The organism is Sphingomonas mali NBRC 15500 (assembly GCF_001598415.1).
GTDB classification, from domain to species: domain Bacteria; phylum Pseudomonadota; class Alphaproteobacteria; order Sphingomonadales; family Sphingomonadaceae; genus Sphingomonas; species Sphingomonas mali.
Genome location: NZ_BCYX01000034.1, coordinates 16,900 through 43,190 on the forward strand (window position 1 = coordinate 16,900; position 26,291 = coordinate 43,190).

Consider the following 26,291-nt stretch of genomic DNA (forward strand, 5'->3'; position numbering starts at 1 on the left):
CCGGCCCTTGCGCTCAATGCCATTTAGCGGCCGATCCCCATGCGTTGCAGTTCCTTATGTCCTTCCATCTGGTGCTTGATCGCTCCGGCCAAATGCAGGACGAACAGGAGATAGACCAGATAGGCGATCAGCTCGTGCGCCTCGCCGAAGGTGGAATGGATCCATTCTTTGGTATCGGGCGCCATGGTCATGATGAACCCCAGTCGTGGCCATTCGAACGTGCCGAAGAACAGCATCGGATGCGTCGCCGCGTCCTTCCACGCCGAATCCATCACCCATCCGGTGATCGGCATCGCCAGAATGACGAAATAGAGCCCCCAATGGACGATATGCGCCGCGATCCGCTCCCAGGGCTTGTAGTTGGCGGGGAAGGGCGGCGGCTTGTGCCCGATCCGCCACAACAGCCGCAGGATGGCGAGCCCCAGGATGGTGACGCCGATCGATTTGTGGCTGTCGATCATCGGCCGGACATACTCGCCGATCGCATCGTTATGGTCGCCGAGTGGCCAGATCCAGGCAAGGGTGACGTTGGTCACGACCCCGATCGCGATCAGCCAGTGCAACCAGATCGCGGTTTTCGTGAACCGTTCGCTCTCCACGACGTACTCCCGTAAGCAATTGGCATTCTGGCTAGTCCGGCGCCGTAACGAACGCTAGGGAATATGGCGCCCCCAAACGAAGTCTTGTTCTCCATGTTTCAGCGTACCCCGGCGGACGCGCTCGCCCAGTCATTCGCCATGCTTTCCCCGCGCCTCAATCCGCGCCGCGTCGGCTGGCCGAGCCGGGGGGTGACGGCTTTGGTATATGTGACGTTCGTCGCCCTGGTGGTTCAAGCCTTCCTGCGCCAGGGCTTCCTGGTCTGGTCGGTCGGCGTCGGCTATATCCTCTACGATACCGCGCTGTTGGTTTTCACCGCGATGCAGATCTGGCCGCTGCGGCACGGTGCGCGGCCCGCGCCGCCGTCCGACGTCGGGTCGAGTCTGGCCGTCATCGTCGCCGCGCGCAACGAAGCCGCCGTGCTCGACGTGACGATCGACCGCCTTGCCGCGCAGGAGGCCGCGCCCGATCTGATCCTGATCGCCGATGACGGATCGGATGACGCTACGCCGGAGACGCTCGCGCGCTATGGGCTGGCCCAACCAGTGCTGGGCGCGATCAGCCCGCCGGCGCCCGGTCTGCCGTCGCTGCGCTGGCTGCGGCTGCCGCATGGCGGCAAGGCACGTGCGCTCAACGCCGCGATCCTGCACGTCGACGAAGAGATCGTCGTCACGGTCGATGCCGACACGTTGCTCGAGCCCGGCGCGATCGCTGCGATGCGCAACGCCTTCGCCGCCGAACCCGAGCTGGTCGCGGCGACCGGCGTGATCCGGCCGATGTGCGGGCCCAGCCTTTCGGGGCGGCTGTTCGAGTGGTTCCAGACCTATGAATATGTCCGCAACTTCCTCTCGCGCTACGCCTGGCAGCGGGTGAACGGGTTACTGCTGGTGTCGGGTGCGTTTGCCGCGTTCCGGACCAAGGCGGTGGTCGAGGTCGGCGGGTTCGATCCGGATTGCCTGGTCGAGGATTACGAACTGATCCACCGCCTCCACCGCGTCGCGCGCGATACCGGCCGCGACTGGCAAGTGCGTGTGGTCGGCGACGCGCTCGCCTCGACCGACGCGCCGGCGACGCTGCCGGCGTTCCTGCGCCAGCGCCGCCGCTGGTTCGGCGGGTTCCTGCAGACCCAGCATTGGAATCGCGACATGGTCGCCAACCGCCATTTCGGAAAGCTCGGCACCGCGATGCTGCCGGTCAAGGCGGCCGATACGGTGCAGCCGGTGTTCGGCCTGACCGCGTTCGTCATCTTGCTGGTGGTCTTGTTCAGCGGCCGCTTCCAGATCGTGCTGCCGATCCTGATCATCATGGCGGTCAAGATCCTGGTCGACCTGACCTTCCACCTGACCTCGCTCCACCTTTATTCGCGCTGGACCGGGCAGACCAAGGGGCTGCGCTTCGGGCCTGCATTGGCGGCAGCGGTGCTCGAGCCGTTCAGCTTCCAGCTATTCCGCCACTGGGGCGCGATCCTGGGCTGGGTGGCGTTTCTGACCGGCCGCGAGACCTGGGCAAGGCAGAGCCGGACGGCGATCGCGGAGGTGAAGCGGGAAGGGTGAGGTTCGGCAGTGGTTTGCCACGCCATAGAAGCCCCTTCCGATTAGAACGCTCCGAGCAGTCCTCCGAGTGCAACGAAGGATAACGCCAATCCAATTAGAACTGCGAGAAGCGAGCAGGTAGCCGATACCCAGAAAGCGCCGGGGTTCTCTGCGCGAGGGTAGGCGTGGCCGTAGGCGGTCGCCACACCCTTGTCGAAGCAGTTCCACAGATGGATTCCCGCGAACGCAACCAAGACCAGCGAGAACGAGAGAAGCATCAATCCGCCAAACATACTGCAAGGCCTTTCTTGGCGGATAATGCCGGGTCAACCAAACGTCCGCTAGTGGATCGTGAGCAGCCATGTAGTTCACAATCAAATGAACGCGGGTGAATCTCCCTCAGGACACCGGAGGCGGGGCGATCGGATCCGTTGCGCGATAGGTGATCGCGGCACCATTTGAGGCAGCCAATTGCTTGAACACGCGAGCATGAGATGCCCGGGCGATCATAAGGTGGCCAGGACCAGTCCAGACCACGTTGATCCAGATTGTCCCGCGTCGCCCGCCACCTGATCCCCCATCGTCGGCCACGAACACTTCCTGCGCTTCGTCTTGCGGTTGGCTGGCTCGGCCGACGCGGACAACGGTCGCGAAATCGGAGGTTGCCCCGCAATTGCGCGATTCGGTGACGGCATACCGATCGCTGCCGGGGTCACGGGCTACCTGGATGACGTCGGACGTGCAGAGCGGCGCTTGGCTGCAGCCGCTCAGCGTAGCAATCAACGGGAGCAGGTATCTACTCATGGCGACTTATGCATGACCTCGGCCGAAGGAAGAAGGTGGGGATGGAACGGTGCAGCCAACACGCTGGGGTGAAGCGGGAGGGTCGAGCGCACAAGCCGACCCTAAACCTCGCCTGTACGGCCGGTTCAGCGCCGGCCAATATTGCGTTCGGTAAACCTCGCTCGGTCATCACCGATAGGAGGTTGTAATGACGCGTACCATGATGTTTCTTTCGACTGCGGTGGCGGGCGGCCTGCTCGCCTTCATGCCGGCAACGGCGTCCGCGCAGCGTTGGGGGTCGTATGACCAGAGCTACCAAAGCTATGGCTATGGGGATGGCTATTATCGCGACGGCCGACGCGACCATTGGCGCGAACGCCGCGACCGTTGGGAAGCGCGCCGGCGCTGGGAACGCGAGCGCGAATGGCGTCGCGAGCATCGTCGCCACCACTGGCGCGATTACGATTACCGCTATTGATTGATGCGGCTTGGCGCGGGCTGCGATGCCCGCGCCATGATCGCCTTTGGTGCCCAGGACGGATCGCGGTCAGGACAGAAACGGCGCCGCCAGTTCCGGCCGCACGCGCATCAACCTTCCCGTCGCGCGGTCGATCAGCGCCCAGGTGGTCACCGCTTCGACCTTCACCTTGCCATCAGCACCGGTGAACCGGACATGCCGGTCGAACCGTGCGCCTTGCGGCGGGTCGCTGACCCAGGTCTCGGCTAATACCGTCTCGCCGACCGAGACGTTGCCGCGATAATCGATCTCGTGCCGGGTCACGACCCAGATCATCGCCTCGCGCTGTTCGGGCGTCGCGATCGTGTTCCAGTGCGCGACCGCGATGTCTTGGATCCACTTCACCCAGACGGCATTGTTGACGTGGCCGAGTTCGTCGATGTCCGCCTCGGTTGCGGTGATGGGGTAGGAGAGGCCAGCCACTATCGCCCTCTCCCCTCCGGGGGGCGTCCGGTCGTGCATGCCCCCGGCATGCACTGGACATCGCGGGGCGATGTCCACCGGGCGCCGGCAGACGAGCGTAGCGAAGTCGGGAGAGGGGCAGTCTGCTCGGTCAGTGAGACACACTGCCCCTCTCCCCGGCCAGTTGAGGGTGACCAGCGCCCCGCGCTGGTCAGGTCATGCCGGGGGCATGACCGACCCTCAACTCCCCGGAGGGGAGAGGGAGTCACTCCTCCACGCCCATTTGCCACAGCACGAAGCAATGCTCCTCGGCGCCTTCGTACAAGCTGTCGAACCGTCCGGACTTGCCGCCATGCCCCGCGCCCATGTTGGTCTTGAGCAGCAGCAGATTATCGTCGGTCTTGGTCGCGCGCAGCTTGGCGGCCCATTTGGCCGGTTCCCAATAGGTCACGCGCGGATCGTTGAGCCCGCCCGAGATGAACATCGGCGGATAGGCCTGGGCCTTTACATTGTCGTAGGGGGAGTAGCCGCGGATCAGCTCGAACGCGGCCTTGTCCTCGATCGGATTGCCCCATTCGGGCCATTCGCCGGGGGTCAGCGGCAGGCTGTCGTCGAGCATCGTATTGAGCACGTCGACGAACGGCACGTCGGCGATCACCGCGCCCCACAGATCGGGGTCCGAATTGACCACCGCCCCCATCAACTCACCGCCCGCGGAGCGCCCCGCGATAGCGATCTTGCCCGCGCTGGTCCAGCCGTCCGCGACCAGCGCTTTCGCCACGTCGACGAAATCGTTGAACGTGTTGCTGCGCTTGTCGAGCTTGCCGTCGTGATGCCATTGCTGGCCGAGGTCGTCGCCGCCGCGGATATGCGCGATGGCATAAGCGAAGCCGCGATCGAGCAGGCTCAGCCGTCCGGTCGAGAAGCCAGGCGGGATGGCGTAACCATAAGCGCCATAGGCATAGAGGAAGAGCGGCCGCGACCCGTCCTTCGGAAAGTCCTTCGGATAGACGATCGACACGGGCACCTCTGTCCCGTCGCGCGCCTTTATCTTGAGCCGCTCGGTCGCATATTTGCCCCCGTCGTAGCCCGAAGGGATTTCCTGGACCTTGAGCGTGGTCATCTCGCCCGTCGCGACCTCGTAATCATAGACCGTCCCCGGCGTGACCATCGATTCGTAGCCGAGCCGGATGACCGGCATGTCATATTCGGGATTGTCGCCGAGGCCGGCGGTATAGCTCGCTTCCGGAAAGGCGATCCGCCGGGGCGCGATTGTCGGATCGTAGCGGTGGATCCAGATCTGATCGAGACCGTCCTCGCGCCCCTCGACGACGAAATAGTCGCGATAGCATTCGATCCCGGTCATGTAGAAATGCTGCGACGGCGCGATCAGCTCGCTCCAATTCTCGGGATCGGCGATCGGCGCGGTGCACAGCCGCCACATCGGATCGGTATCGTTGGTATGGATGTAGAGCGTGTCGCCATGCGTCTCGACGTCGTATTCGCGCCCCGATTTGCGGGGAGCGACGCAGATCGCCTTGGCCATCGGGTCGGTTGCCGGGAGCAGATAGACTTCGCTGGTGACGTGATCGCCGGTGGCGATGACGATCCATTTACGGTCGCTGGTCTCGCTGACCCCGACGCGGAAGCCTTCGTCATCCTCGTGATAGAGTTCGATATCGGTCGCGGGATCGGTGCCGAGCTTGTGCAGGCGGGCATTGTCGGTGCGCCATTGCTCGTTGGCGAGGCCGTAGAGGAAAGCGCTGTCGTCGGCGGTCCAGACGATCTCCGACAACATGCCTGGGATGGTGTCGGGGAGGTGCTCGCCGGTCGCCAGATTCTTGACCCGAATGGTGAAGCGTTCGGATCCGTTGTCGTCGATCGCATAAGCGAGCAGCTTGCCGTCGTTCGACACGGAGAAGGCGCCGAGCCGGAAATATTCCTTGCCCTCGGCGAGCGCGGGTTCGTCGAGCAGCAGCTCGTCCGCGCCGCCTGCCACGGGCTTGCGCCACCATTTGCGATACTGCCCGCCGGTCTCGTACGCGGTCCAGTACAGCCAGTCGCCGTCCTTTTGCGGAACCGACGAATCGTCCTCCTTTATCCGGCCCTTCATCTCTTCGTAGAGCCGGTCGGTCAGCGGCTTGTGCGGCGCCATCATCGCCTCGAAATAGGCGTTCTCCGCCTCGAGATAGGCGAGCACGTCCTTGTCCTTGACGTCGGGATAGCTCGGATCCTTGAGCCAGGCCCAGGAGTCTTCGATCGTGATGCCGTGGGTGGTGAAGGAATGCGGGCGGGTCGCGGCGACGGGTGGCTTCGGCTGGTCGTTCATGCGCCCTACCTAGGGCGGCGCAACGGTCTCGTCACCCCGCTCAGCGTAGCTGCATCAGCCAGCGGATCAACTGGCCTCCTCCGACCACGATCGCTGGGAAACCATAACACAGCCATGTCGGCAGCGGCGTCCCTTGGCTGCTCGACGCGACCAGGAAAAACGTGCCGGCAACCGCGACGATGATTGCCCATTGTGCCAAGAGTCCCGCGCCGACAGCCCGGTTCGTGGCGGGTTCCACCGTCAGATTTCCGATGCGCATCGTCTGGGGTGCCGCGTAAGCGGACAATTGCTGCCACTCGCGCGCGTCGATCGTCAGCTTGCCGATCTCCGGCCGGCCGAACCGGAGCCGGACCATGGGGACAAAGAAGGACCGCGTCTCTTCCGCCTCGACCTCGGACCAGGGGACCAGGAACGGCCGCTGGAACGGCGCCATCAGCCGCGACGCGCTGATCCGTAGACCCGAACGGCAAGCGGCGACGGTGATGACGCGCCGGAAGTGCACACCAGACCCCATGCTGGCCGAGCCGATCCTGCGCTTGAACAACGGTTCCTCTTCACCGCGGGGATAGTGTCGCTGGAGCTCGAACCACCCCGACATGACGCCGAGCAGGGAGGTCACCGTGAGCCACATCCCCACGAACAGGAACGGAAAGAAGACCGGAAACCAGCGCGCCATTTCGGAGTTCATCTGACCGCTCAAATATCGTCCCCCGTCCATGCCGGCGCCGGATTTTCCCTTATGCGCCTCTTACTCCCGCACAGTGCGCGCCGACAATTGCCGCTTTGCTGTCCATCGGACGCGCGTATCCCGCTTGACCTGAGCGTCAGGCCGGCAAATGTGGGCCATTGCACGTTTCGTTCGTTAACCACCACCCGGTCGCCTCCCGCGACACTAATGGAATTGCTTGATGTCCACTTATGCCGACCGCCTTACCGCCCTTCGCGAGCAATTGAAGCGCGAGCGCCTCGACGGTTTCGTCGTGCCGCTCACCGACGAGCATATGTCCGAATATGTCGGCGCCTATGCGCAGCGCTTGGCGTGGCTGACCGGGTTCCAGGGATCGGCGGGCACCGCGGTGGTGCTGCCGGCGGAGGCGGCGATCTTCACCGATGGGCGCTACACACTCCAGGTGCGCGAACAGGTCGACGGCGATCACTGGCAATTCGTCGGCGTGCCCGAGACCAGCGTCTCCGATTGGCTCGGCCGCCACGCCGGTCAGGGCGCGCGGATCGGCTACGACCCATGGCTGCACACCTCGGCCTGGGTAAAGGACGCCGAAAAGGCGCTGGCGGCGAAGGGCGCGACCCTGGTCGCGGTCGACACCAATCCGGTCGACGCGGTGTGGCCTGATCGCCCGGCCCCGTCGGATGCGCGGCTGGTCGTCCAGCCCGATGCGCTCGCGGGCAAATCCTCGGCGGAGAAACGCGCCGATATCGTCGACTGGCTGAGCGAGCAGCAGGCCGATGCGGTGGTGCTGTCGGCGCTCGATTCGATCGCCTGGACGCTCAACGTGCGCGGCGCCGATGTCGATCGCACGCCGGTCGCGCTCGCTTATGCCATCGCCAATGCCGACGGCACAGTCGACCTTTACGTCTCGCCCGAGAAGATGAGCGAAGAAGTCGCCGCGCATCTCGGCAATGCGGTGCGCGTTCATGACCGCGACGATTTCGCGCCGGCTTTGGCGGCCTATGGCGGCAAGCGCGTCGCCGCCGACCCCGAACGCGCGGTCGCGGCGATTTTCGACGGGTTGCAGCGCGGCGGCGCGACGGTGCTCGCATTGCGCGACCCGGTGGTGTTGGCCAAGGCGATCAAGAACCCGGCCGAGGCGGCGGGGCATCGCGCCGCGAGCGTGCGCGACGGCGCGGCGCTGACCCGTTTCCTCAAATGGTGCGAGGAGACCCTGCCCAAGGGGACCGAGACCGAGCTGTCGGCGGCGGCCAAGCTGCAGGAATTGCGCGAGGCGACCGGGTTGCTCAAGGATCTGAGCTTCGACACGATCTCCGCAACCGGGCCGCACGGGGCCAGCCCGCATTACCGCGTCGACGAGGACTCGAACCTGAAGATCGAGACCGGCCAGCTCTATCTGGTCGATTCGGGCGGCCAATATGCCGACGGCACCACCGACGTGACGCGGGTCGTCCCGGTCGGCGAGCCGACCGCCGAGATGCGCGACCGCTTCACGCGAGTGCTCCAGGGGCATATCGCGCTGGCGACGGCGGTGTTCCCGGAAGGGACCAACGGCGGTCAGCTCGACAGTTTCGCGCGGCGGCCGTTATGGGAAGCGGGACTCGATTTCGCGCATGGCACCGGCCATGGGGTCGGCTCGTACCTTGCGGTGCACGAAGGGCCCCAGCGCATCGCCAAGCCCAATTATCCCGGCGGCGGCCCGGCCGAACCGCTGCGTCCCGGCATGATCATCTCGAACGAGCCCGGTTATTACAAAGCGGGCGAATACGGCATCCGCATCGAGAATCTCGTGCTGGTCGAACGCCGCGACATTCCCGGCGCCGAACAGGCGATGATGGGGTTCGAGACACTGACCTTCGCGCCGATCGAGCGCCGGCTGATCGAGCCGGCGATGCTGACCCGGACCGAGCGCGCGTGGCTCGACGCCTATCATGGCCGCGTGCTCGACGTGCTGGGGCCGGAGCTCAATGCGGACGAGCGGGCGTGGCTGTTGGCGAAGTGCGCGCCGATCGGGGGGTAAGGGGCGGCGGCAAATTTGCGGCGGTTGAGAATCTGTAGTCGAGTGCGGTTAGTTTTAACCGTCATGCCGGGCTTGTCCCGGCATCCACTGTGCAGGTTGGCGCAGTAGCAGGAGCTTCTTCTCCTGGCCTTGCCGCCCGGTGGACCCCGCCACAAGGCCGGGGTGACGATTCAGCTTGGTCGCGTTCGACCCTAGCTACCCCAGGCACGCCCCATTGGTCGCGATCACCTCGCTGTACAGCTTGGCCGAATCCTTGAACGTGCGTTGCTGCGTCTCGAAATTGACGTGGACGATGCCGAAGCGTTTCGAATAGCCGAGCGACCATTCGAGATTGTCGAACAACGACCACAACATATAGCCCTTGATCCGCGCGCCCTGTTCGATCGCCTTGCCGACCGCGGCGATGTGCTCGCGCAGATACGCCGCGCGCAGCGGGTCCTCGACCCGGCCTTGCGAGGCGGCGGGGGGGTCGTAGAAAGCGGCGCCATTCTCGGTGATGTAGATCGTCGGGTCGCCGTAATTGTCCTTCACCCATAACAGCACGTCGGTCAGGCCCTGGCCGAACACTTCCCAGCCGGTGGTCGTGTAGGTCGCCTGCGGTTGCACCACCATGCCGGCGCGCACCGGGAAACTGTCGTCCGCCTTGGTGACGTTGCGCGTGTAGTAATTGACCCCGACGAAATCGATCGGCTGCCTGGCCAGCGCCAGATCTTCCGACGACCAGTCGACCCAGGCCTCGCCGAACACATCGGCGAGCTCGGGGGGATTGGTGCCATGGATCGCGGGGTCGAGATATTGGCGGTTCATATAGGCGGTAGCGCGCGCGGTCGCCGCCAGATCCTCGGGCGAGTCCGATGCCGGGTATTTTGGCTCGAGGTTCACGACCAGCCCGATCTCGTGCTTGCCGACCTCGCGATAGGCCTTCACCGCGGCGCCATGCGCGCGCATCAGGTTGCGGCTGGCGATCGGCGCTTCGAACACATTCCTGTGCCCCGGCGCGAGCGCGCCGTGAAGATACCCGCCATCGGTGACGACCCAGGGTTCGTTGAGTGTCACCCACTTGGTCACACGGCCGTCGAGCCGGTCGAACATCACGCGGCCATACTCGGCGAACCAGTCTGCGCTGTCGCGATTGAGCCAGCCGCCTCTGTCGTCGAGCGCGGCGGGAAGGTCCCAGTGATAGAGCGTGCAAAGCGGCTCGATGTCATTGGCGAGCAGCGTGTCGACCAGCCGCTCGTAAAAGCCCAGGCCGGCTTCGTTCACCTGGCCAATACCGTCGGGCAGTACGCGGCCCCAGGCGACCGAGAAGCGATAGGCCTTGAGCCCCAGCCGCTTCATCAGCGCGACGTCGTCGACCATGCGGTTATAGTGATCGCAGGCGACATCGCCGGTATCGCCCTTGGCCGCCATCAGCCGCGGGTCGTGGCTGAAGCGCTGCCAGATCGACGCACCGGCACCATCGGCGAGCGGCGAGCCTTCGATCTGGTATGCCGCGGTGGCGCATCCCCACAGGAAATCGTCGGGGAACGGATTGCTCATTTCTTGTCGGCCTTCTTCTTGCTGTTTTCCTGGGGATCGCCGGGGGCGGGGACGCTGCGGCGCTGCTCGAGCAGCCAGCGCCACATCGCCGGGTCGTCATAGGCAGGTTCCCACGATCCGTGGGTCATCTGCGGATAGATCGTCATCCTCGGCCGCACGCTGCCCTTGCAGGCATCGACCTTCTTGACGATCGCGAAGCCGGCTTGCGGATCGACGACATCGTCCTGGTCGCCATGGAACGCCCAGATCGGGATGTCCTTGAGCACGCAGGGGTCGAGGTCCTTGTCCTCGGACAGGCCGGCGACCGGCACGATCGCTGCGAACATCTCGGGGTGCCGGAGCGCCCAGGCCCAGGTGGCGTAGCCGCCCAGGCTGAGGCCGGTCAGATAGATACGGCTCGAATCGACGCGATATTTCGCGCGGATCGAGGCAAGCAATTGGTCGAGTTTGGCCGTGTCCCATCGCCTGTCTTCATCGCTGGCCGCTTCCAGTTGCGGCGAGACCAGGATGAAGGGCGATCCGGCATGCTGCGCGATGATCTTGGGCGGGCCGTTACGTTTGACCGCCTCGATATCGGTACCGCGCTCGCCCGAGCCGTGGAGGAAGATGACCAGCGGCCATTTCTGCGTCCTGTCGGCATCGTAGCCGCGCGGTTTGAAGATCAGATAGGGATAGCCGCCCGCGGCGGGCGCCGGTTGCGCGGTCTGTACGCCTTCGGGAAGTGGGGGCGTGGGCGGTTTCTTGGTCGCGGCGATCGTCGCCGCGGCTGCGAGAGCCAAGATCAGTCTCCTCATCCCTTGACGCTCCCCGCCATCAGCCCGGCGATGTAGTAACGCTGCAGCGCCAGGAAGAGCAGCAGCACGGGGAGCAAGGTCACCACGCTGCCGGCCATCATCAACTCGATATCCTGGACATGCTCGCGGCTGAGATTGGCGAGCGCGACGGGCAGGGTCTGCTTCTGGCTGTCGTTGAGGATGATCAGCGGCCACAGGAAATCGGACCAGGAGCCGAGGAAGCTGAACGTCGCGAGCGTCGCCAGGATCGGCTTCAAGGTCGGCAGCACGATCGAGCGGAAGATCCTGCCCTCGCTCGCGCCGTCGATGCGCGCGGCCTCGAGCATCTCGTCGGGGATCGACAGCGCATATTGGCGGACCAGGAAGATGCCGAACACGGTCGCGATCGACGGCACCAGCACGCCGGCGAAGCTGTTCACGATGCCGAGCGACTTGCAGATCAGGAACAATGGAATCATCGCCACCTGCGCAGGGATGACGAGCGCGGTCAGCAGGAAGCGGAACAGCCGGTCGCGCCCGCGGAAGCGCAATTTGGCGAAGGCATAACCCGCCATCACGTTGAAGGTGAGCGACATGAGCGTGGCCAGCGTCGCCAGCGTCAGGCTGTTGGCGAGGTAGCGCGCCATATCGGTATTGGCGAACAGCTCGACGAAATTGGCGGTGGTCGGGTGCGCGGGAAGCAGGGGCGGCGGGAAAGACGACGCCTCGCCCGGGGTCATGAAGCTGACCGATACCATCCACAGCAACGGCGCCGTCGCGAACAAGGCGACGACCCACAATGCCAGGTTGGTCAGGACGCTGCCACGCTTCATTGCGTCCACCGTTCGCTGACCTTGAGCTGCACCAGGGTCAGCGCGAACATGATGAGGAACAGCACGAACGCGATGGCGCTGGCGAAGCCGAGATTCCACCAGCGGAAGCCCTGCTCGTACATGAAGTACAGGATCGAAACCGTGCTCTCGACCGGGCCACCCTGGGTCATCACATAGGGTTCGGCGAACAGCTGGAAGTATCCCGCCATGGTCAGGATCGATACGACCAGCAGCACCGGGGCGAGGCCGGGCAGGGTGACGTGGCGGAGCCGCTGGAGCGCACTGGCGCCATCGATCCGCGCCGCCTCGTGCAGCTCCTCGGGGATGGTCTGGAGCCCCGCCAGGATGATGATCATGTTGTAGCCGAAATTCTTCCACACCGCGAACAGCACGATCGCCGGCATCGACCAATGGGGGTCGCCCAGCCAGTCGACCGGCGCGATGCCGATGCCGCCCAGCGCCCAGTTGATCAGCCCGTATTTGGTGTGGAGCAGATAGCGCCAGATCACCGCAACCGCGACCAACGTGGTGACCACCGGCGCGAAATAGACGGTGCGGAAGAAGCCTTTGAATCGCGCCAACTTGTTGTCGAGCAGCAACGCCGCGGCGAGCGACATCATGATCGACAGCGGCACGCCCAGCACGACGAACCAGGCGGTGTTGCCGAGCGCTTTCCAGAACAATGGAGTCTCGAGCAGGTGGATGTAATTATCGAGCCCGACGAAGCGCAGGTTGCCGATATCGGCGACCGCGTAAATGTCGAAATCGGTGAAGCTGAGGATCAGCGCGGCGGCGACCGGCAGGAAGAAGAACAGTCCCAGCGCGACCAATGCGGGCGCGACGAATCCCCAAGCGGCGCGCTCCTGGTTCATGACCGCGCGCCCTCTTTCGCGAGCGCTGTCCCAATCTCCGTTCGCCCTGAGCTTGTCGAAGGGCGTGAACCGGGCAGATCCTCTGGAACACGAGCTTCGACAAGCTCAGCACGAACGGTTTGGGGGGATGATTGTGCCTGCTGTCCGTATTCTTGCGAACGCACGAATCCAGGGTTACGAGTGACGCCGCTTGCGATCCTGGGCTCGTGCGTTCGCAGGAGCACGCCGACCTTTTTCTGCCGCGCCAAAATCCACCGTCTTTTGGCAAGCGTCTCATCCGTCCGTTTGTCGAGTTCGGCAACGGCCTGGTCGACAGTCAATTCGCCATGCGCGGCCTTCTCGGAGACGAGTTTGAGGTCGGTTGCGATCTGCTCCCATTCGGGAACCTTGGGAGTCGCCCGCACTCGCCTCAGCTGCTCGCCGAACGCCTTGGCGTAAGGATCGTTGGCGAGTTCGGGCGTCTTCCACACGCTGATCCTGGGCGGCAGGTCGCCGGTCAGCGCGTGGAAGCGAATTTGCATGTCGGGGCGTGACAGGAATTCGACCAGCTTCCACGCCGCGTCCTTCCTGGTCGACGATTTGAACAGCACCAGGCTGGACCCGCCGGCATTCGATACGCCAGGGCCATCGGGACCGGGCATCGGTGCGGTCATCCATTCGTTTTGGTGCCCGGGCGGCAAGCGGCGCTTGAACTCGCCGATCTGCCATGGGCCGGTGATGTAGAAACTGAACCAGCCACGGTCGAACTCGTCCCATACATTGGCGACCTGCGTGGTCGCCGCGACCGGCGCCAGACCGTCGCGCATCGTGCCGAGATAGAAATCGAGCGCCTTGCGAAACCCCGCGCTGCGGAAATTGCCGCGGGCATCGTCGGTGACCATCGGCTCGGATGCCTGCAGCCCGAGGATTTCGAGCGGCTCGTACTCGTTGAGCGGCAGATAAATGGCGTATTTGTCGGGTCCAACCAGTTTCTTGATCGCCACCATCTGGCGCCGCCATTCCGCCCAGTCGCGCGGCGGATGGTCGAAGCCCGCGCGCTCCAGGATATCGCGGCGGTAGAACAGCAACCGCGTGTCGACATACCAGGGCACGCCGTAGAGCTTTCCGTCGACGATATTGGAATCCCAGATGCCGGGATAATAATCCGCGCGTGGGATCGCCGGCGTCGCGGCGACGCGGCCGTCGAGCGGCGCGAGCGCGCCCAGGGTCGCGAATTCGGGCACCCAGCTATTTCCCAGCTGCGCCATGTCGGGCATCGCATTGCCGACGAACGCGGTCAGCAGTTTCTCGTGCGCGGCGGTGAACGGCAATTGCTGGACGCGCACCTTCACGCCCGGATTCTCGCGCTCGAATTCGGGGACGAGGTCGCCGATCACTTCGCCCTCGCGGCCCATTGCCCAGACATCGAGCACGGTCGTCGCGGGAGCGTTGGAACATGACCCCAGCAGGGTCGCGGCCAGCCCCGCGGTCAGGACCCCGAACAGCTTCACCCCAGCCAGCCGCCGGTAAAGCCTGCCCGCTGCAAACCGCGCCGGATCGCGGGGTGCGATCGCATCGCTTCCCAGACCATTCCGCTGCGGTGGTTTTCGATCATCGCCACGATCGGGCCCTGGTCGATCCCGAGATAATCGCTGTCGACCCAACCGGCGGTCGCGGTGATCTTGCCCTGATCGATCGCGGCCTGCGCGAACGTGAAGCTGGGGTTGAACGAATCGAGGAAGCCGTATTGCCCGTAAATCGCGCTACCGTAACGATCGCGAAGCGCGCGCGCCGCCGGCTCGACGATCTCCGGCGCGAATGGCAGCGACGCGACCGAAGCGTATGGCGTGATCGTGCCATCGTCGAGTCCGTCGGGCAGGCCGATGGGTCCGCGCGCGGCATAGCCGGTGAACTGGCGCTGCGTGCCGCCGACCATCGCCCGGATGCTGCCCGGTCCGTCGCACGCGGCCAGACCCCAGATGTTCCGCGAATAACCGACCCACTTGCCCGGGTTTCTGATGGCATAGTCCCGCTGCCAATAGGTCGCGCGTCGGCTATTCTCGAAATAGTCGAACCCGGCGTCGCGCATCGTCGCGTCGCGGATGCCGCGCATATCGACCCAGCATTGCGTGAACTGATGCGCGAAATGCGGCCCGAAGGCGAGGTGGCGGGTCTCGCCGCTGCCGCGCCAGCTGTCCGGGTAGGTCGAGCACCAGCCGTCATAGGCGTCGCGGTCGAGATAGTGATCGGGCGCACCCAGCGCGAGCACGTAGAGAATCTGGCCTTCGGTATAGCCGAACCAGGGCCGCGCGATGAACCCGCTCTCCGGATGCCAGCCCATCGATACACGCTTCTGCGCATCGTGTTGCTGGAACCAGCGCCAGTCGCACCGCGCGTAGATCTTGGCGGCGAGGTCGCGGATTTCGGCTTCCTCCGGCCGGTCGAACCATTGCCCGGCGAACAGCACCCCGCCGAGCAACAACGTGGTATCGATCGACGATAGTTCGTTCTGCCGGAACCTGAGGCCGCTCTCCATGTCGAGGAAGTGGTAGAAAAAGCCCTTGTAGCCGGTGACCCCGCTCGGTGCGTCGCCCTGCGGTGCCTTCCAGAAGAAGCGCAACGTCGCGAGCGTGCGGTCGCGCGCCTGGGCACGCGTGATCCAGCCGTGCTTGACCCCGATCGGATAAGCGGTGAGCGCGAAGCCGGTCGCGGCGATGCTCGCAAAGCTGGGACTCGGCCAGCGATCGGTCATCAGCCCGTTCGCCGGGTTCGACCGCTCCCAGAAAAAGCGGAACGTGCGCCGGTGGATATCGCCGAACAAGTCGCCCCGGCGTGCCCTCGACGCGCCGATTGCGGGTAAGGCGGCGGTGCCGAGCGCCGCGCCGCCGGCGAGCAGCAATTGGCGGCGATCAAGCATGGCGGCGGCGGCTGGAGGCGCGGATGACGAGTTCGGGCTTGAGCATTTCGGTGGTCGCTTCGACCTTCTCTTCGGATTCAGTGATCGCGACGAGCTTTTCGAGCGCGCGTTCGCCGAGTTCGGCGAGGTTGAGCGCCATGGTCGACAGGGCCGGCGTGACATATTGCGCGATCGGCACGCCGTCGAAGCCGATGATCGCGACGTCGTCCGGCGCGCGCATGCCGTCCTCGGCCAGCGTCGCCATGCACGCGACCGCCATCATGTCGTTCGCCGCGAACACCCCGTCGACGCGCGGGTTCTGGCCCAGGATCTTCCAGGCCGCTTCGATTCCCGATGCTTCGCTGAAATCGCCCTCGATCTCGACCGAAGCACCAGCGCCGAGCAATTCGATCATCGCGGTGCGAAACCCCGCGCGGCGGGCATCGGCATCGGCATTGCCCTCCGGGCCGGTGATATGCGCGATCCGCGTACAGCCCTGCGCGACGAGGTGCGCGACCGCCTCGCGCGCGCCGGCCAGATTGTCGATCGCAATGGTCGGATGCGTGCCGTCGCTCGCCGCCGCATTCATGACGATCGCGGGCAGTCCCTTAGGCAAGTTGCGGCCGAGGAACTCGGCATCGACCTGCGGCGACATGACGAGCAGCCCGTCGACCCGACCGCGCATTGCCCGGATCGCCAGCTCGGTCTCGTCGGCGCTGCCATGCATGTTGGACAGCAGCAGTTGCAGCCCGCGGCGGTGCGCGGCGTAATCAATGCCGCGGATGATTTCGGAAAAGAACTCGCCGAACAAGTCGGGCAGCACCACGCCGATCGTGTTGGAGCGGCCGCGCGACAGGCTGCGCGCGCCGAGATGCGGTACGTAATCGAGCGCGCGTGCTGCCTCGATCACGCGCTGGCGCGTCGCCGGGGTGACGCTGGCATGATTGTTGAGCGCGCGGCTGGCGGAGGCGACCGACACTGCGGCGCGGCGAGCGACATCGCGAATCGTGACGGCCGACATCTATTCCTCCCCAATGCACACGCTGGCGGCGCGTGTAACCGTTTCCACGCACCTCTCTAAGCCGCTTGGGGGCGTTGCGCCAAGCGGCTTTTTAGACCCGAATCGGATTAGGCGGCGGCGCGTGGAACGGTAAGCGCCGGACGCGGTAGCGCGCGCCCTCGTTTGTCGAACAGATGCAAAGCTTCCGGCGCCATTGCGACGGCGACCGCGTCGGCGGTCGGCCGTGTTGGCAGCGACGCGACCAGCGGATCGGCGAGTCCGTCGATCGCGAGATGGACGTGATGCACCGCACCCAGCGACTCGACCATCCGCACCGCGCCCGTCAGCCGGTTGGTCGCGCCGTCGGTTCCCACATGCTCGGGCCGCACGCCGAGCGTCAGGGCTATCCCGCTTGCCATCGCCTCGGTGGGGATCATGGTTTCGATAACCTGTCCGCCAGCCAGTCTGACCGTCGCGCCTTTCGCGCCCGGCCCGGCATAGGTCGCCGGAATCAGGTTCATGGTCGGCGAGCCGATGAACCCCGCGACGAAGATCGTGTCGGGATGCTCGTACAAATCATCGGGAGTGCCGACCTGCTCGATCACCCCGCCGTTGAGCACGACGATGCGATCGGCCAGCGTCATCGCCTCGACCTGGTCGTGCGTGACGTAAATCATGGTGGTGCCGAGCGCCTTGTGCAGCCCGGCGAATTCGTAGCGCATGCGAACGCGTAGCGCCGCGTCGAGGTTGGACAGCGGCTCGTCGAACAGGAAGACCTTGGGCTCGCGGACGATCGCGCGGCCGATCGCGACGCGCTGGCGTTGGCCGCCCGACAATTCCTTGGGCCGCCGGTCGAGCAGATGCGCGATGTCGAGGGTTGCCGCGGCGGCATCGACCGCTGCCGCTATCTCCGCCCTGGATCGCCCGGCCAACTTGAGCGCGAAGCCCATATTCTCGCGCACGCTCATATGCGGATAGAGCGCGTAGGATTGGAACACCATCGCGATGCCGCGCTCCGATGGCGCGACGTCGTTGACCATGCGGCCGTCGATCTCGACCGTCCCCGAATTGAGTGTCTCCAGCCCGGCGATGCTGCGCAACAGGGTCGATTTGCCGCAGCCAGAAGGGCCGACGAACACGACGAATTCGCCGTCGGCTATGTCCAGATCGATTCCCTTCAGAACCTCGACCGGGCCGAACGCCTTTGCTGCTTGTGTCAGGCGTACCGTCGCCATCGCGCTCTCCTGCTGCGGCGCTGCCGCTTGCCGCGACCCTAACCGCACCACGTGACGATGCAAGGTGCCGGTGCGAGCGGCGGCGGATGCCAAAGGATCGTCGGGCGTGACGGTGCCGATTGACTCCACGTCGCCGCACGTCAGGCTGGGTCGCGTGCATCGAGCGTGATCAAGACAACGCGAGCTGAACAAGCGCGACAGGGCGAGTTCATTGACATTGTGGGATGACCTCGGCGGTGTTGGCAGGAGTGGGGCAGATGAAGACGCGAAAGCAGATGGGGTCGGCGACAGCGGCGATTTTCGTGCTGTTGGCGGGTGTGGCACTGCCGGTCATGGCCGCCGCGCAGGATGGGCCGCCCATGGCCGCGTCCGCGTCCGATGACGCCTATCGCTATATCGACGATGCCGATGCGCTGCTCGACGCGATGGGCACCGCGCCGCCCGATCACGGCTTCCGTTTCGACGGCATCGATTGCTGGGCATGGGCGATGGCCGATGGTTCGACGATCCTCGCCGAGCCGCTCGGCGAGGATTACCGCTATTACGTCTTCGCGCCGGAGGACGGTTATCCCTTCTTCGTCGGCGACCAGACCTATGCCTATGGTTTTGACGGGCGAACGCTCGCCGCGGTCTATGGCGATAATGGCGACCTGGTCGATCCGTCCGACGACATCATCGACGGTGCGCAATGGCTGTCGGATCGCGGCTTCGGCATGAAGCGCGCGATGCAGACTCCCGAGCCGGTCTATGCCGGCGACTGGGCCGACAGCATCGGCTGGTTCGGCGCGATCGAGCTGCGGCTCGACACCTGGCGCACTCGGCCGGGCTGGATCCGGTATCGCGCGGGACGGGGCCGGCTGCATCATCGCGACTGGCACGAGAAGCTGGGCGCCGAGGGCCAGAAGCGGCGGCAACGCGCCGAGTGGTTCGACCGGTGGCGGCGTGACGGCTATCGCGGCCCACCGCCAGGAGGCGGCAAATGGGTGACCGCGCCGGGCGCGGACCGGCCGGACAAGGATGCCGGTCCGGGCAATCGGCCGGGTCGAGGCCATTGGATCGGGCGCTCACGGCCGGTCGCGCCGCCGACGCCGGGCACGCCGGGTACGAAGCCGGGCTGGCCCGCTCGCGGTGACAATGCCGGACCGGGTCGCCGCCCCTATCCGCCGCGCTTCGGTCGGCCGGTGCCGGCGACGCCCACGCCGAGCTCGCCCACTGCGCCCGTGACCTCGCCGCCTCCGGTCGTCGTTGCGCCGACGCCGGGCGCGACGCCGCGTGAACCTCACCGCGGCGACAATTCCGGACCGGGTCGCCGGCCGTACCCACCGCGTTTCGGTCGGCCCGTGCCGGCGACGCCCATGCCGACCGCTCCCACTGCTCCCGTGACGTCGCCATCGGCACCGCCGGGCGCCGTTGCACCGACGCCGGGCGGTGACCGCGGTCGCCCGATGCGCTGGCCTCGGATGCAGAGCGATGGCAATAGGCCGACCGTAGGTGCGCCGCCTGCTGCGCCCGCATCCGCGCCGACGCCTACAGTCTCACCGGCGCCAGGCGCGATGCGCGGTGGGGATCGCTTCGAACGGCCGGTCCGCGTCGCGCCACAGCCGCCGATGGTGAAGACAGACCGCGGCGGGGCGACGGATTCGCTCGCGCCGCGCCCTGAGCCTCGGCGCCTGCCGCCGCCCGTCACGGTAGCGCCGCGGCCCAGTTTTACACCGCCGCGCGCACCGGTATCGGCGCCGCCCCCGCCGCCACCATCCCCGCCTTCACCACCGGCGGCGGTGCGAGTCGTACCACCGCTGCCGGCCGCACGGCCGGGCGGCATGGCCTCGGCACCGCGCACCGGCGGATCGCCGCGAGGCGATGGCGGCAATCGGGGTGGCGGCAAGGGCAGGGACAAATAGCCCCACCCGAATGCCCGCGCCCTGGCCGCAACCGCGCGCAATTAAAATCGTTTCACCCGCGGCGCGACCGGAGGGAATTTCGCGGTCGTGCGTTGATGACGTGTCCGGCAGCGTTCCGCGCCGCCGGGCGAGTAACAAGAAGTGAGAGGTCACCATGCGTAAGACAATGATCCTGGCTTTGGCCGCCGCCGGCACCATGCTCGCCGCCGCGACCCCCGCCATGGCGCGCGAAGGATGCGGCCGTGGCTGGCATCGCGGCTGGCACGACCGCTGCGTTCCCAATCGCGGACCGGGCTATTATGCGGGCGGCCCGAGAGTCCGCTTGGTCATCGGCAATTATTATCCCAATCGTGGCTATTGGGATGGCCGTCGCTATTGGCACCATCGCGAACGCTGGCGGGGTGGCTGGCGCTATCGGTAATTGCTGATTTCGGCAGGCGGTGCGGCAAAGCCAGTTTCAGGTCGGCCATGCCCCCGGCATGGCCTGCGGGATGCGGGGCATCCCGCACCTGAAACTCGTCGGTCGGCGCTTGAGCGCCGCCCGCCGATCTGAGCCGCGGTTGCGCGGATTTAGCTGCCGCTAAATCCTTGCCGGCTCAGACGTGGATCGGCTTCCCCGTCACTGCCATCGCCGCTTCCTTGATCGCCTCGCTGTGCGTCGGATGCGCATGGCAGGTATAGGCGATGTCCTCGCTGGTCGCGCCGAATTCCATCGCCTGCGCGGCTTGGGCGATCATCGTGCCGGCGACGCTGGCAATGCACCATACCCCCAGCACGCGATCGGTCTTGGCATCCGCGATTACCTTCACGAAGCCATCGGGCTCGTGATTGGTCTTGGCGCGGCTGTTGGCCAGCATCGGGAACTTGCCGACCTTCACCTCGCCGCGTTCCTTCGCCGCTTCCTCGGTCAGGCCGACACCGGCGATTTCGGGCCAGGTGTAGACCACCGACGGAATCACATCGTGGTTCACGATGCCGTGCTGCCCCGCGATATTCTCGGCGACCGCGATGCCTTCGTCTTCCGCCTTGTGCGCGAGCATCGGGCCGGGAACGACGTCGCCGATCGCCCAGATGCCGGGGACCGAGGTCCGGAAATCGTGATCGATCTCGATCTGGCCGCGCTGGTTGGTGCCGAGCCCGGCCTTGTCGAGCGCGAGCCCGTCCGTGTTCGGCTTGCGGCCGATCGACACCAGCACGGTATCCGCTTCGATCGTCTCGGCCGCGCCGCCAGCGGCGGGCTCGACGGTGAGAGTCGCCTTGTCGCCCTTCACGGTCACGCCGGTGACCTTGGTCGACAGCTTGAATTCGAGGCCCTGCTTCTTGAGGATCTTGTTCGATTCCTTGCGGACCTCACCATCGAAGCCGGGCAGGATCTGGTCGAGGAATTCGACCACGGTGACCTTGGCGCCCAAACGACGCCACACGCTGCCGAGCTCGAGCCCGATCACGCCGCCACCGATGACGACCATCTGCTCGGGAACCTTGGGCAGTTCGAGCGCGCCGGTCGAATCGACCACGACCTTCTGATCGATCTCGACGCCGGGGAGCGGCGTTACCGACGAGCCGGTGGCGATGACGATGTTCTTCGCGCGCACGCTACGGTCGCCCACCTGGACGGTGTCGGCGGCGGTGAACGCGGCATGGCCCTTGATCCACTCGACCTTGTTCTTCTTGAACAGGAACTCGATGCCGCCGGTCAGTTGCTTGACCGCGTCCTTGCGCTGGCCGTGCATCGTGTCGAGGTCGAGTTCGGGCGTGACCTTGATGCCCATCTTGGCCATCATGCCGTTGGCGGCGTGATCGTAGAATTCGCTCGCGTGCAGCATCGCCTTGGACGGGATGCAGCCGACGTTGAGGCAGGTGCCGCCCAGCGTCTCGCGGCTCTCCACGCACCCGGTCTTGAGCCCCAGCTGCGCCGCACGGATCGCGGCGACATAGCCGCCGGGGCCCGAACCGATCACCAGGACGTCGAAATCATAGTCAGCCATTCAAGCCTCCAGTCGTCATGCCAGCGAAAGCTGGCATCTCATGCGGCTGGCGATGTGCTGGCGGCACGAGACCCCAGCTTTCGCTGGGGTGACGGTTATATAGTTACAGGTCGATCAAAATCCGCGTCGGGTCCTCAATCGCGTTCTTGAGCGCGACCAGGAAGGTCACCGCTTCGCGGCCGTCGATCAGGCGGTGGTCGTAGCTGAGGGCGAGGTACATCATCGGACGCACCACTACCTGGCCGTCGCGAACCACCGGACGGTCCTCGATACGATGCAAGCCGAGCACCGCCGATTGCGGCGGGTTGATGATCGGGGTCGACATCAGCGAACCGAACACGCCGCCGTTGGAGATAGTGAAGGTACCGCCCTTCATTTCCTCCATCTTGAGCGTGCCGTCCTTGGCGCGCTTGCCGAAATCGCCGATCGTCTTTTCGATGCCGGCGACCGACAATTGGTCCGCATCGCGGATGACCGGGACGACCAGACCCTGCGGTGCCGAGACGGCGACCGAGATGTCGGCATAATCGTGATAGACGATTTCCTCGCCGTCGATCTGGCCGTTGACCGCGGGTACGTCCTTCAGCGCCATGCAGGCGGCCTTCACGAAGAAGCCCATGAAGCCGAGGCGCACGCCGTGCTTCTTCTCGAACAGATCCTTGTACTTGGTGCGCGCCTCGATCACCGCTGACATGTCGACGTCGTTGAACGTCGTCAGCATCGCCGCGGTGTTCTGCGCGTCCTTGAGCCGCTTGGCGACGGTCTGGCGCAGGCGCGTCATGCGGACGCGCTCTTCCTTGCGCCCGGTCGAGGCGGCGACCGACGGGGTCTGGACCGGCTCGGGGGCGGGAGCGGCGGCGGGTGCCGGCGGCGTCGCCGCGGCGGCGAGCACGTCGTCCTTGGTCAGGCGGCCATCCTTGCCAGTGCCCTTGACCGTCGCAGGATCGACGCCGGTTTCGAGCACCGCGCGGCGCACCGAGGGGCTGAGCGCGGCCGGCGTGTCACCCGACGCCGGCGCCTGCTGACCGGCGGTCGCGGCGGGAGCGGAGGCGAGCGTCGGAGCGGGAGCTGCCGGCGCAGGGGTAGCGGCCGGGGCCGCCGCTCCAGCACCGCCTGCCTCGATCGTCGCGAGCAGCGCGCCGACCGCGACATTGTCGCCGACGGCGACCGCATGCTGGCCCATTACGCCGGCGACCGGCGACGGCACCTCGACCGCGACCTTGTCGGTTTCCAGGCTGACGATCGGCTCGTCGGCCTTCACCGGATCGCCTGGCTGCTTCAGCCATTCGCCGACAGTTGCCTCGACGATCGATTCGCCCAGCGTGGGGACGTTGACTTCGGTTGCCATGATCTTCCCTTAGCTCTTCCGCGTGCGGCGGATTTCTTCGCGTACGTTGTGGCCGAGCGCGTCGGCGACGAGCGCGGCCTGTTCGGTCTGGTGGCGCTTGGCCAGGCCCGTCGCGGGCGATGCCGAGGGCGCGCGGCCGGCATAGCGCGCACGCTTCACCTTGCACTTGGCGGCGGTCAACGCTTCCTCGATCAACGGCTCGACGAAGAACCAATAGCCATTGTTCTTCGGCTCTTCCTGAGCCCAGACGATCTCTTCGAGATTGGGCATCCGGCGGACGCGCTCGGCAAGCGGCTCGCCCGGGAACGGATAGAGCTGCTCGATCCGCACCACCTGGGTGTTCTTGTCACCCGCCGCGTCGCGTGCCTCGAACAGGTCGTAGGCGACCTTGCCGGTGCACAGCACCAACCGCTTCGTCTCGGTATCGGCCGGAGCGTCGGGATCCGACAGGATGCGGCGGAAATGGCTGTCGCCCAGGAAGTCCTCGGCCTTCGACACCGCGCGCTTGTGGCGCAGCAGCGACTTGGGCGTGAAGATCACTAGCGGCTTGCGGAACGTCCGGTGCATCTGGCGGCGCAGCAAGTGGAAGACGTTGGCCGGCGTGGTGCAATTGGCGACCTGCATGTTGTCGCCGGCGCAGAGTTGGAGGAAGCGTTCCGGGCGCGCCGAGCTGTGCTCGGGACCCTGGCCTTCATAGCCGTGCGGCAACATCATCACCAGGCCATTGGCGCGCAGCCACTTGGCTTCACCGCTAGCGATGAACTGGTCGATCATGATCTGCGCACCGTTGGCGAAATCGCCGAACTGCGCTTCCCAGATCACCAGGGTCTTGGGGTCGGCGAGCGCATAGCCATATTCGAAGCCGAGCACGCCATATTCGCTGAGCGGCGAATCGAGCACTTCGAAATTGCCGTGCTCGACATTCCACAACGGCACATATTTGTGCTCGTCATTCTGGTCGACCCAGACGGCATGGCGCTGCGAGAAGGTGCCGCGGCCCGAATCCTGGCCCGACAGGCGGACGCCATAGCCTTCTGACAGCAACGAGCCGAAGGCGAGTGCCTCGCCGGTCGCCCAGTCGAAATTCTCGCCCGACTTGAACATCTCGCGCTTGGCGTCGATCACCCGGTTGAGCGCCTTGTGGACGGTCAAATCCTCGGGGATCGTGGTCAGCGTGCGGCCCAGGCTGTCGAACAATTTACGCTCGATGCCGGTCTCGACGTTGCGGCGTGCGCTTTCGGCATCGGCCGGCGCGTGCAGCCCCGACCAGCGGCCCGCGAACCAGTCCGCCTTATTCGCCTTGTATGACGCGCCCGCCTCGAATTCGCCTTCGAGCAGGGTCTCGAATTGGTGCGTGATCTGGTCGATCCAGGCCTGGTCGACCACACCCTCGGCGATCAGCCTTTTGCCATAGACTTCGCTGACGCCGGGATGCTGGCGGATCGCCTTGTACATCAACGGCTGGGTGAAGCTCGGCTCGTCGCCTTCGTTATGGCCGAAGCGGCGATAGCACCACATGTCGATGACGATGTCGCGATGGAATTTCTGGCGGAACTCGATCGCCATCTTGCAGGCGAAGGTCACCGCTTCGGGATCGTCGCCATTGACGTGGAAGATCGGCGCCTGAACGCCCTTGGCGACGTCCGACGGATAAGGCGACGAGCGCGCGAATTGCGGGCTGGTGGTGAAGCCGATCTGGTTGTTGATGACGAAGTGGATGCAGCCACCGGTATTGTAGCCGCGAATGCCCGAGAAACCGAGGCATTCCCACACGATGCCCTGGCCCGCGAACGCCGCGTCGCCATGGATCAGCACGGGCAGGGCGTGGCGATGCTCCTCGAGGTCGCCGGCCATCGTCTGGATCGCCCGGACCTTGCCGAGCACGACCGGGTCTTCCGCCTCGAGATGCGAGGGGTTGGCGACCAGCGACATATGGACCTTGATCCCGTCGAACTCGCGGTCGGTGGAGGTGCCGAGATGGTATTTGACGTCACCCGACCCGCCGACATCCTCGGGGTTGGCCGAACCACCGCCGAATTCGTGGAAGATCACGCGCAGCGGCTTGGCCATGACATTGGCCAGCACGTTGAGGCGGCCGCGATGCGCCATGCCGAACACGATCTCGTTGACGCCCATCTGGCCGCCATATTTGATCACGCTTTCGAGCGCGGGGATCATCGCCTCGCCGCCGTCCAGGCCGAAGCGCTTGGTGCCGACGAACTTCTTGCCGGCGAAGCGTTCCCACTGCTCGGCCTCGATCACCTTGTTGAGGATCGCCTTTTTGCCGTCGGTGGTGAACTGGATCGCCTTGTCCTTGCCCTCCATCCGTTCCTGGAGAAACCGGCGCTCCTCGACATCGGCGATGTGCATATATTCCAGGCCGACATTGCCGCAGTAATTGGCGCGCAGGATGTCGACGAGTTCGCGGATCGTCGCCCATTGCAGCCCCATCGTTCCGCCCATGTAGACCGGGCGGTCGACGTCGCTGTCGGAAAAGCCGTAATATTCGGTCTTGAGATCGTCGGGCAGTTCGTGCCGCGACAGGCCGAGCGGATCGAGAGTCGCCGCGAGGTGACCGCGCACGCGATAGGTGCGGATCAGCAGCATCGCCCGGATCGAATCGCTCGCCGCCTTGACGATATCGTCCTGGCTGGCGGGCTTGGCCGCCGGCGCGGCCGCGGCAGGCGCCGCGCCGCGCGCTGGCTTGGGCGCAGGCTCCATTTGGGTCGGGTCGAGTGCCGCGGTCAAATCGTCGGTCGACGCGAGCGGCCAGGCGGGATTAGCCCAGCTCGCGGTCGACGGGCCGTTCTCCAGCCCCTCGAACCAGCCGCGCCAGGACGGCTCGACCGATTCCGGCGATTCCTTGAACTTGTTGTACAGCGTCTCCACGAACGCAGGCGATACACTCGCCGCGATCTCGCTGAAATCCAGACCTTCGTATCCCATTTCCAACCTCCCCCTCGCCCCTCGCAGAGGGGAGAGGGTTGCGCAGACTTAGGCCCGCAGGGCCTTAGTCGAAGCTGGGAGAGGGGTGGTCGAGCGCAGCTCGACGCGAGCCT

The 26,291-nt window shown here is 65.6% G+C and carries 21 protein-coding genes; 5 read left to right on the forward strand and 16 right to left on the reverse strand.

From position 1 onward, the window contains the following. Positions 1–23 precede the first annotated feature (23 nt). Positions 24–599 carry a cytochrome b gene (locus SMA01S_RS18750; protein WP_066826042.1) on the reverse strand — a complete coding sequence of 192 codons (576 nt, stop codon included), beginning with the start codon at positions 597–599 and terminating at the stop codon, positions 24–26. Between the two features lie 93 nt (positions 600–692). On the opposite strand from SMA01S_RS18750, the gene SMA01S_RS18755 reads away from it, so the two are divergent. Then, positions 693–2,150, forward strand: a complete 1,458-nt coding sequence (locus tag SMA01S_RS18755; RefSeq protein ID WP_066826044.1) for a glycosyltransferase family 2 protein — start codon at positions 693–695, stop codon at positions 2,148–2,150. 378 nt (positions 2,151–2,528) lie between these two features. Here the strand turns inward: SMA01S_RS18755 and SMA01S_RS18765 are convergent, their stop codons facing one another. Next, entirely contained in the window at positions 2,529–2,933 is a 405-nt protein-coding gene (locus SMA01S_RS18765) for a hypothetical protein (protein ID WP_066826048.1), read from the reverse strand. A gap of 187 nt (positions 2,934–3,120) precedes the next feature. Between SMA01S_RS18765 and SMA01S_RS18770 the strand changes: the two genes are divergently transcribed. Next, positions 3,121–3,390: a hypothetical protein gene (locus SMA01S_RS18770; RefSeq protein WP_066826051.1), complete on the forward strand. Its 270-nt coding sequence runs from the start codon at positions 3,121–3,123 to the stop codon at positions 3,388–3,390. A 69-nt stretch (positions 3,391–3,459) separates the two neighbouring features. Here SMA01S_RS18770 and SMA01S_RS18775 read toward each other — a convergent pair whose 3' ends face one another. The 3 genes from SMA01S_RS18775 to SMA01S_RS18785 all read right to left on the reverse strand — a co-directional run bounded on the left by SMA01S_RS18775 (position 3,460) and on the right by SMA01S_RS18785 (position 6,848). Next, positions 3,460–3,891 (reverse strand): acyl-CoA thioesterase, encoded by a 432-nt coding sequence (locus tag SMA01S_RS18775; RefSeq protein WP_066826054.1) that lies wholly within the window; start codon positions 3,889–3,891, stop codon positions 3,460–3,462. A 205-nt stretch (positions 3,892–4,096) separates the two neighbouring features. Continuing rightward, complete coding sequence (locus tag SMA01S_RS18780; protein WP_066826057.1) at positions 4,097–6,160, reverse strand: S9 family peptidase; 2,064 nt, start codon at positions 6,158–6,160, stop codon at positions 4,097–4,099. Positions 6,161–6,200: 40 nt separating this feature from the next. Further along, positions 6,201–6,848 carry a hypothetical protein gene (locus SMA01S_RS18785; RefSeq protein WP_066826060.1) on the reverse strand — a complete coding sequence of 216 codons (648 nt, stop codon included), beginning with the start codon at positions 6,846–6,848 and terminating at the stop codon, positions 6,201–6,203. Positions 6,849–7,068: 220 nt separating this feature from the next. On the opposite strand from SMA01S_RS18785, the gene SMA01S_RS18790 reads away from it, so the two are divergent. Continuing rightward, positions 7,069–8,868: an aminopeptidase P family protein gene (locus tag SMA01S_RS18790; RefSeq protein ID WP_066826063.1), complete on the forward strand. Its 1,800-nt coding sequence runs from the start codon at positions 7,069–7,071 to the stop codon at positions 8,866–8,868. A gap of 195 nt (positions 8,869–9,063) precedes the next feature. On the opposite strand, the gene SMA01S_RS18795 is transcribed toward SMA01S_RS18790, so the two are convergent. From SMA01S_RS18795 to SMA01S_RS18830, 8 genes are all read right to left on the reverse strand, one after another. Continuing rightward, the gene (locus tag SMA01S_RS18795) at positions 9,064–10,407 is read right to left on the reverse strand and encodes a GH1 family beta-glucosidase (protein WP_066826067.1); all 1,344 of its coding nucleotides are present in this window, start codon (positions 10,405–10,407) and stop codon (positions 9,064–9,066) included. After that, positions 10,404–11,186 (reverse strand): carboxylesterase family protein, encoded by a 783-nt coding sequence (locus tag SMA01S_RS18800; RefSeq protein WP_169804273.1) that lies wholly within the window; start codon positions 11,184–11,186, stop codon positions 10,404–10,406. Before SMA01S_RS18800 ends, SMA01S_RS18795 begins: the two co-directional genes overlap by 4 nt. A gap of 11 nt (positions 11,187–11,197) precedes the next feature. Next, on the reverse strand, positions 11,198–12,013 hold the full coding sequence (locus SMA01S_RS18805; protein WP_066826106.1) for a carbohydrate ABC transporter permease: 816 nt from the start codon (positions 12,011–12,013) through the stop codon (positions 11,198–11,200). Next, a complete protein-coding gene (locus SMA01S_RS18810; RefSeq protein ID WP_066826071.1) occupies positions 12,010–12,885 on the reverse strand; it encodes a carbohydrate ABC transporter permease in 876 nt (291 codons plus the stop codon). Before SMA01S_RS18810 ends, SMA01S_RS18805 begins: the two co-directional genes overlap by 4 nt. Continuing rightward, on the reverse strand, positions 12,882–14,375 hold the full coding sequence (locus SMA01S_RS18815) for a sugar ABC transporter substrate-binding protein (protein ID WP_218016928.1): 1,494 nt from the start codon (positions 14,373–14,375) through the stop codon (positions 12,882–12,884). Before SMA01S_RS18815 ends, SMA01S_RS18810 begins: the two co-directional genes overlap by 4 nt. Continuing rightward, positions 14,372–15,781 carry a glucoamylase family protein gene (locus SMA01S_RS18820; RefSeq protein ID WP_066826074.1) on the reverse strand — a complete coding sequence of 470 codons (1,410 nt, stop codon included), beginning with the start codon at positions 15,779–15,781 and terminating at the stop codon, positions 14,372–14,374. Before SMA01S_RS18820 ends, SMA01S_RS18815 begins: the two co-directional genes overlap by 4 nt. Beyond that, the gene (locus tag SMA01S_RS18825) at positions 15,774–16,781 is read right to left on the reverse strand and encodes a LacI family DNA-binding transcriptional regulator (protein WP_066826075.1); all 1,008 of its coding nucleotides are present in this window, start codon (positions 16,779–16,781) and stop codon (positions 15,774–15,776) included. Before SMA01S_RS18825 ends, SMA01S_RS18820 begins: the two co-directional genes overlap by 8 nt. Positions 16,782–16,888: 107 nt before the next feature. Beyond that, positions 16,889–17,995 carry an ABC transporter ATP-binding protein gene (locus tag SMA01S_RS18830; protein WP_066826109.1) on the reverse strand — a complete coding sequence of 369 codons (1,107 nt, stop codon included), beginning with the start codon at positions 17,993–17,995 and terminating at the stop codon, positions 16,889–16,891. Between the two features lie 257 nt (positions 17,996–18,252). On the opposite strand from SMA01S_RS18830, the gene SMA01S_RS18835 reads away from it, so the two are divergent. After that, positions 18,253–19,896, forward strand: a complete 1,644-nt coding sequence (locus tag SMA01S_RS18835; protein WP_157094035.1) for a hypothetical protein — start codon at positions 18,253–18,255, stop codon at positions 19,894–19,896. Positions 19,897–20,050: 154 nt separating this feature from the next. Next, complete coding sequence (locus tag SMA01S_RS18840) at positions 20,051–20,317, forward strand: GCG_CRPN prefix-to-repeats domain-containing protein (RefSeq protein ID WP_066826081.1); 267 nt, start codon at positions 20,051–20,053, stop codon at positions 20,315–20,317. 175 nt (positions 20,318–20,492) lie between these two features. Here the strand turns inward: SMA01S_RS18840 and lpdA are convergent, their stop codons facing one another. The 3 genes from lpdA to SMA01S_RS18855 all read right to left on the reverse strand — a co-directional run bounded on the left by lpdA (position 20,493) and on the right by SMA01S_RS18855 (position 26,178). After that, on the reverse strand, positions 20,493–21,884 hold the full coding sequence (gene lpdA, locus SMA01S_RS18845; protein ID WP_066826084.1) for a dihydrolipoyl dehydrogenase: 1,392 nt from the start codon (positions 21,882–21,884) through the stop codon (positions 20,493–20,495). Between the two features lie 103 nt (positions 21,885–21,987). Next, positions 21,988–23,232 carry a 2-oxoglutarate dehydrogenase complex dihydrolipoyllysine-residue succinyltransferase gene (gene odhB, locus SMA01S_RS18850; protein WP_066826090.1) on the reverse strand — a complete coding sequence of 415 codons (1,245 nt, stop codon included), beginning with the start codon at positions 23,230–23,232 and terminating at the stop codon, positions 21,988–21,990. Between the two features lie 9 nt (positions 23,233–23,241). Further along, entirely contained in the window at positions 23,242–26,178 is a 2,937-nt protein-coding gene (locus SMA01S_RS18855; RefSeq protein ID WP_084250430.1) for a 2-oxoglutarate dehydrogenase E1 component, read from the reverse strand. Positions 26,179–26,291: the final 113 nt, after the last annotated feature.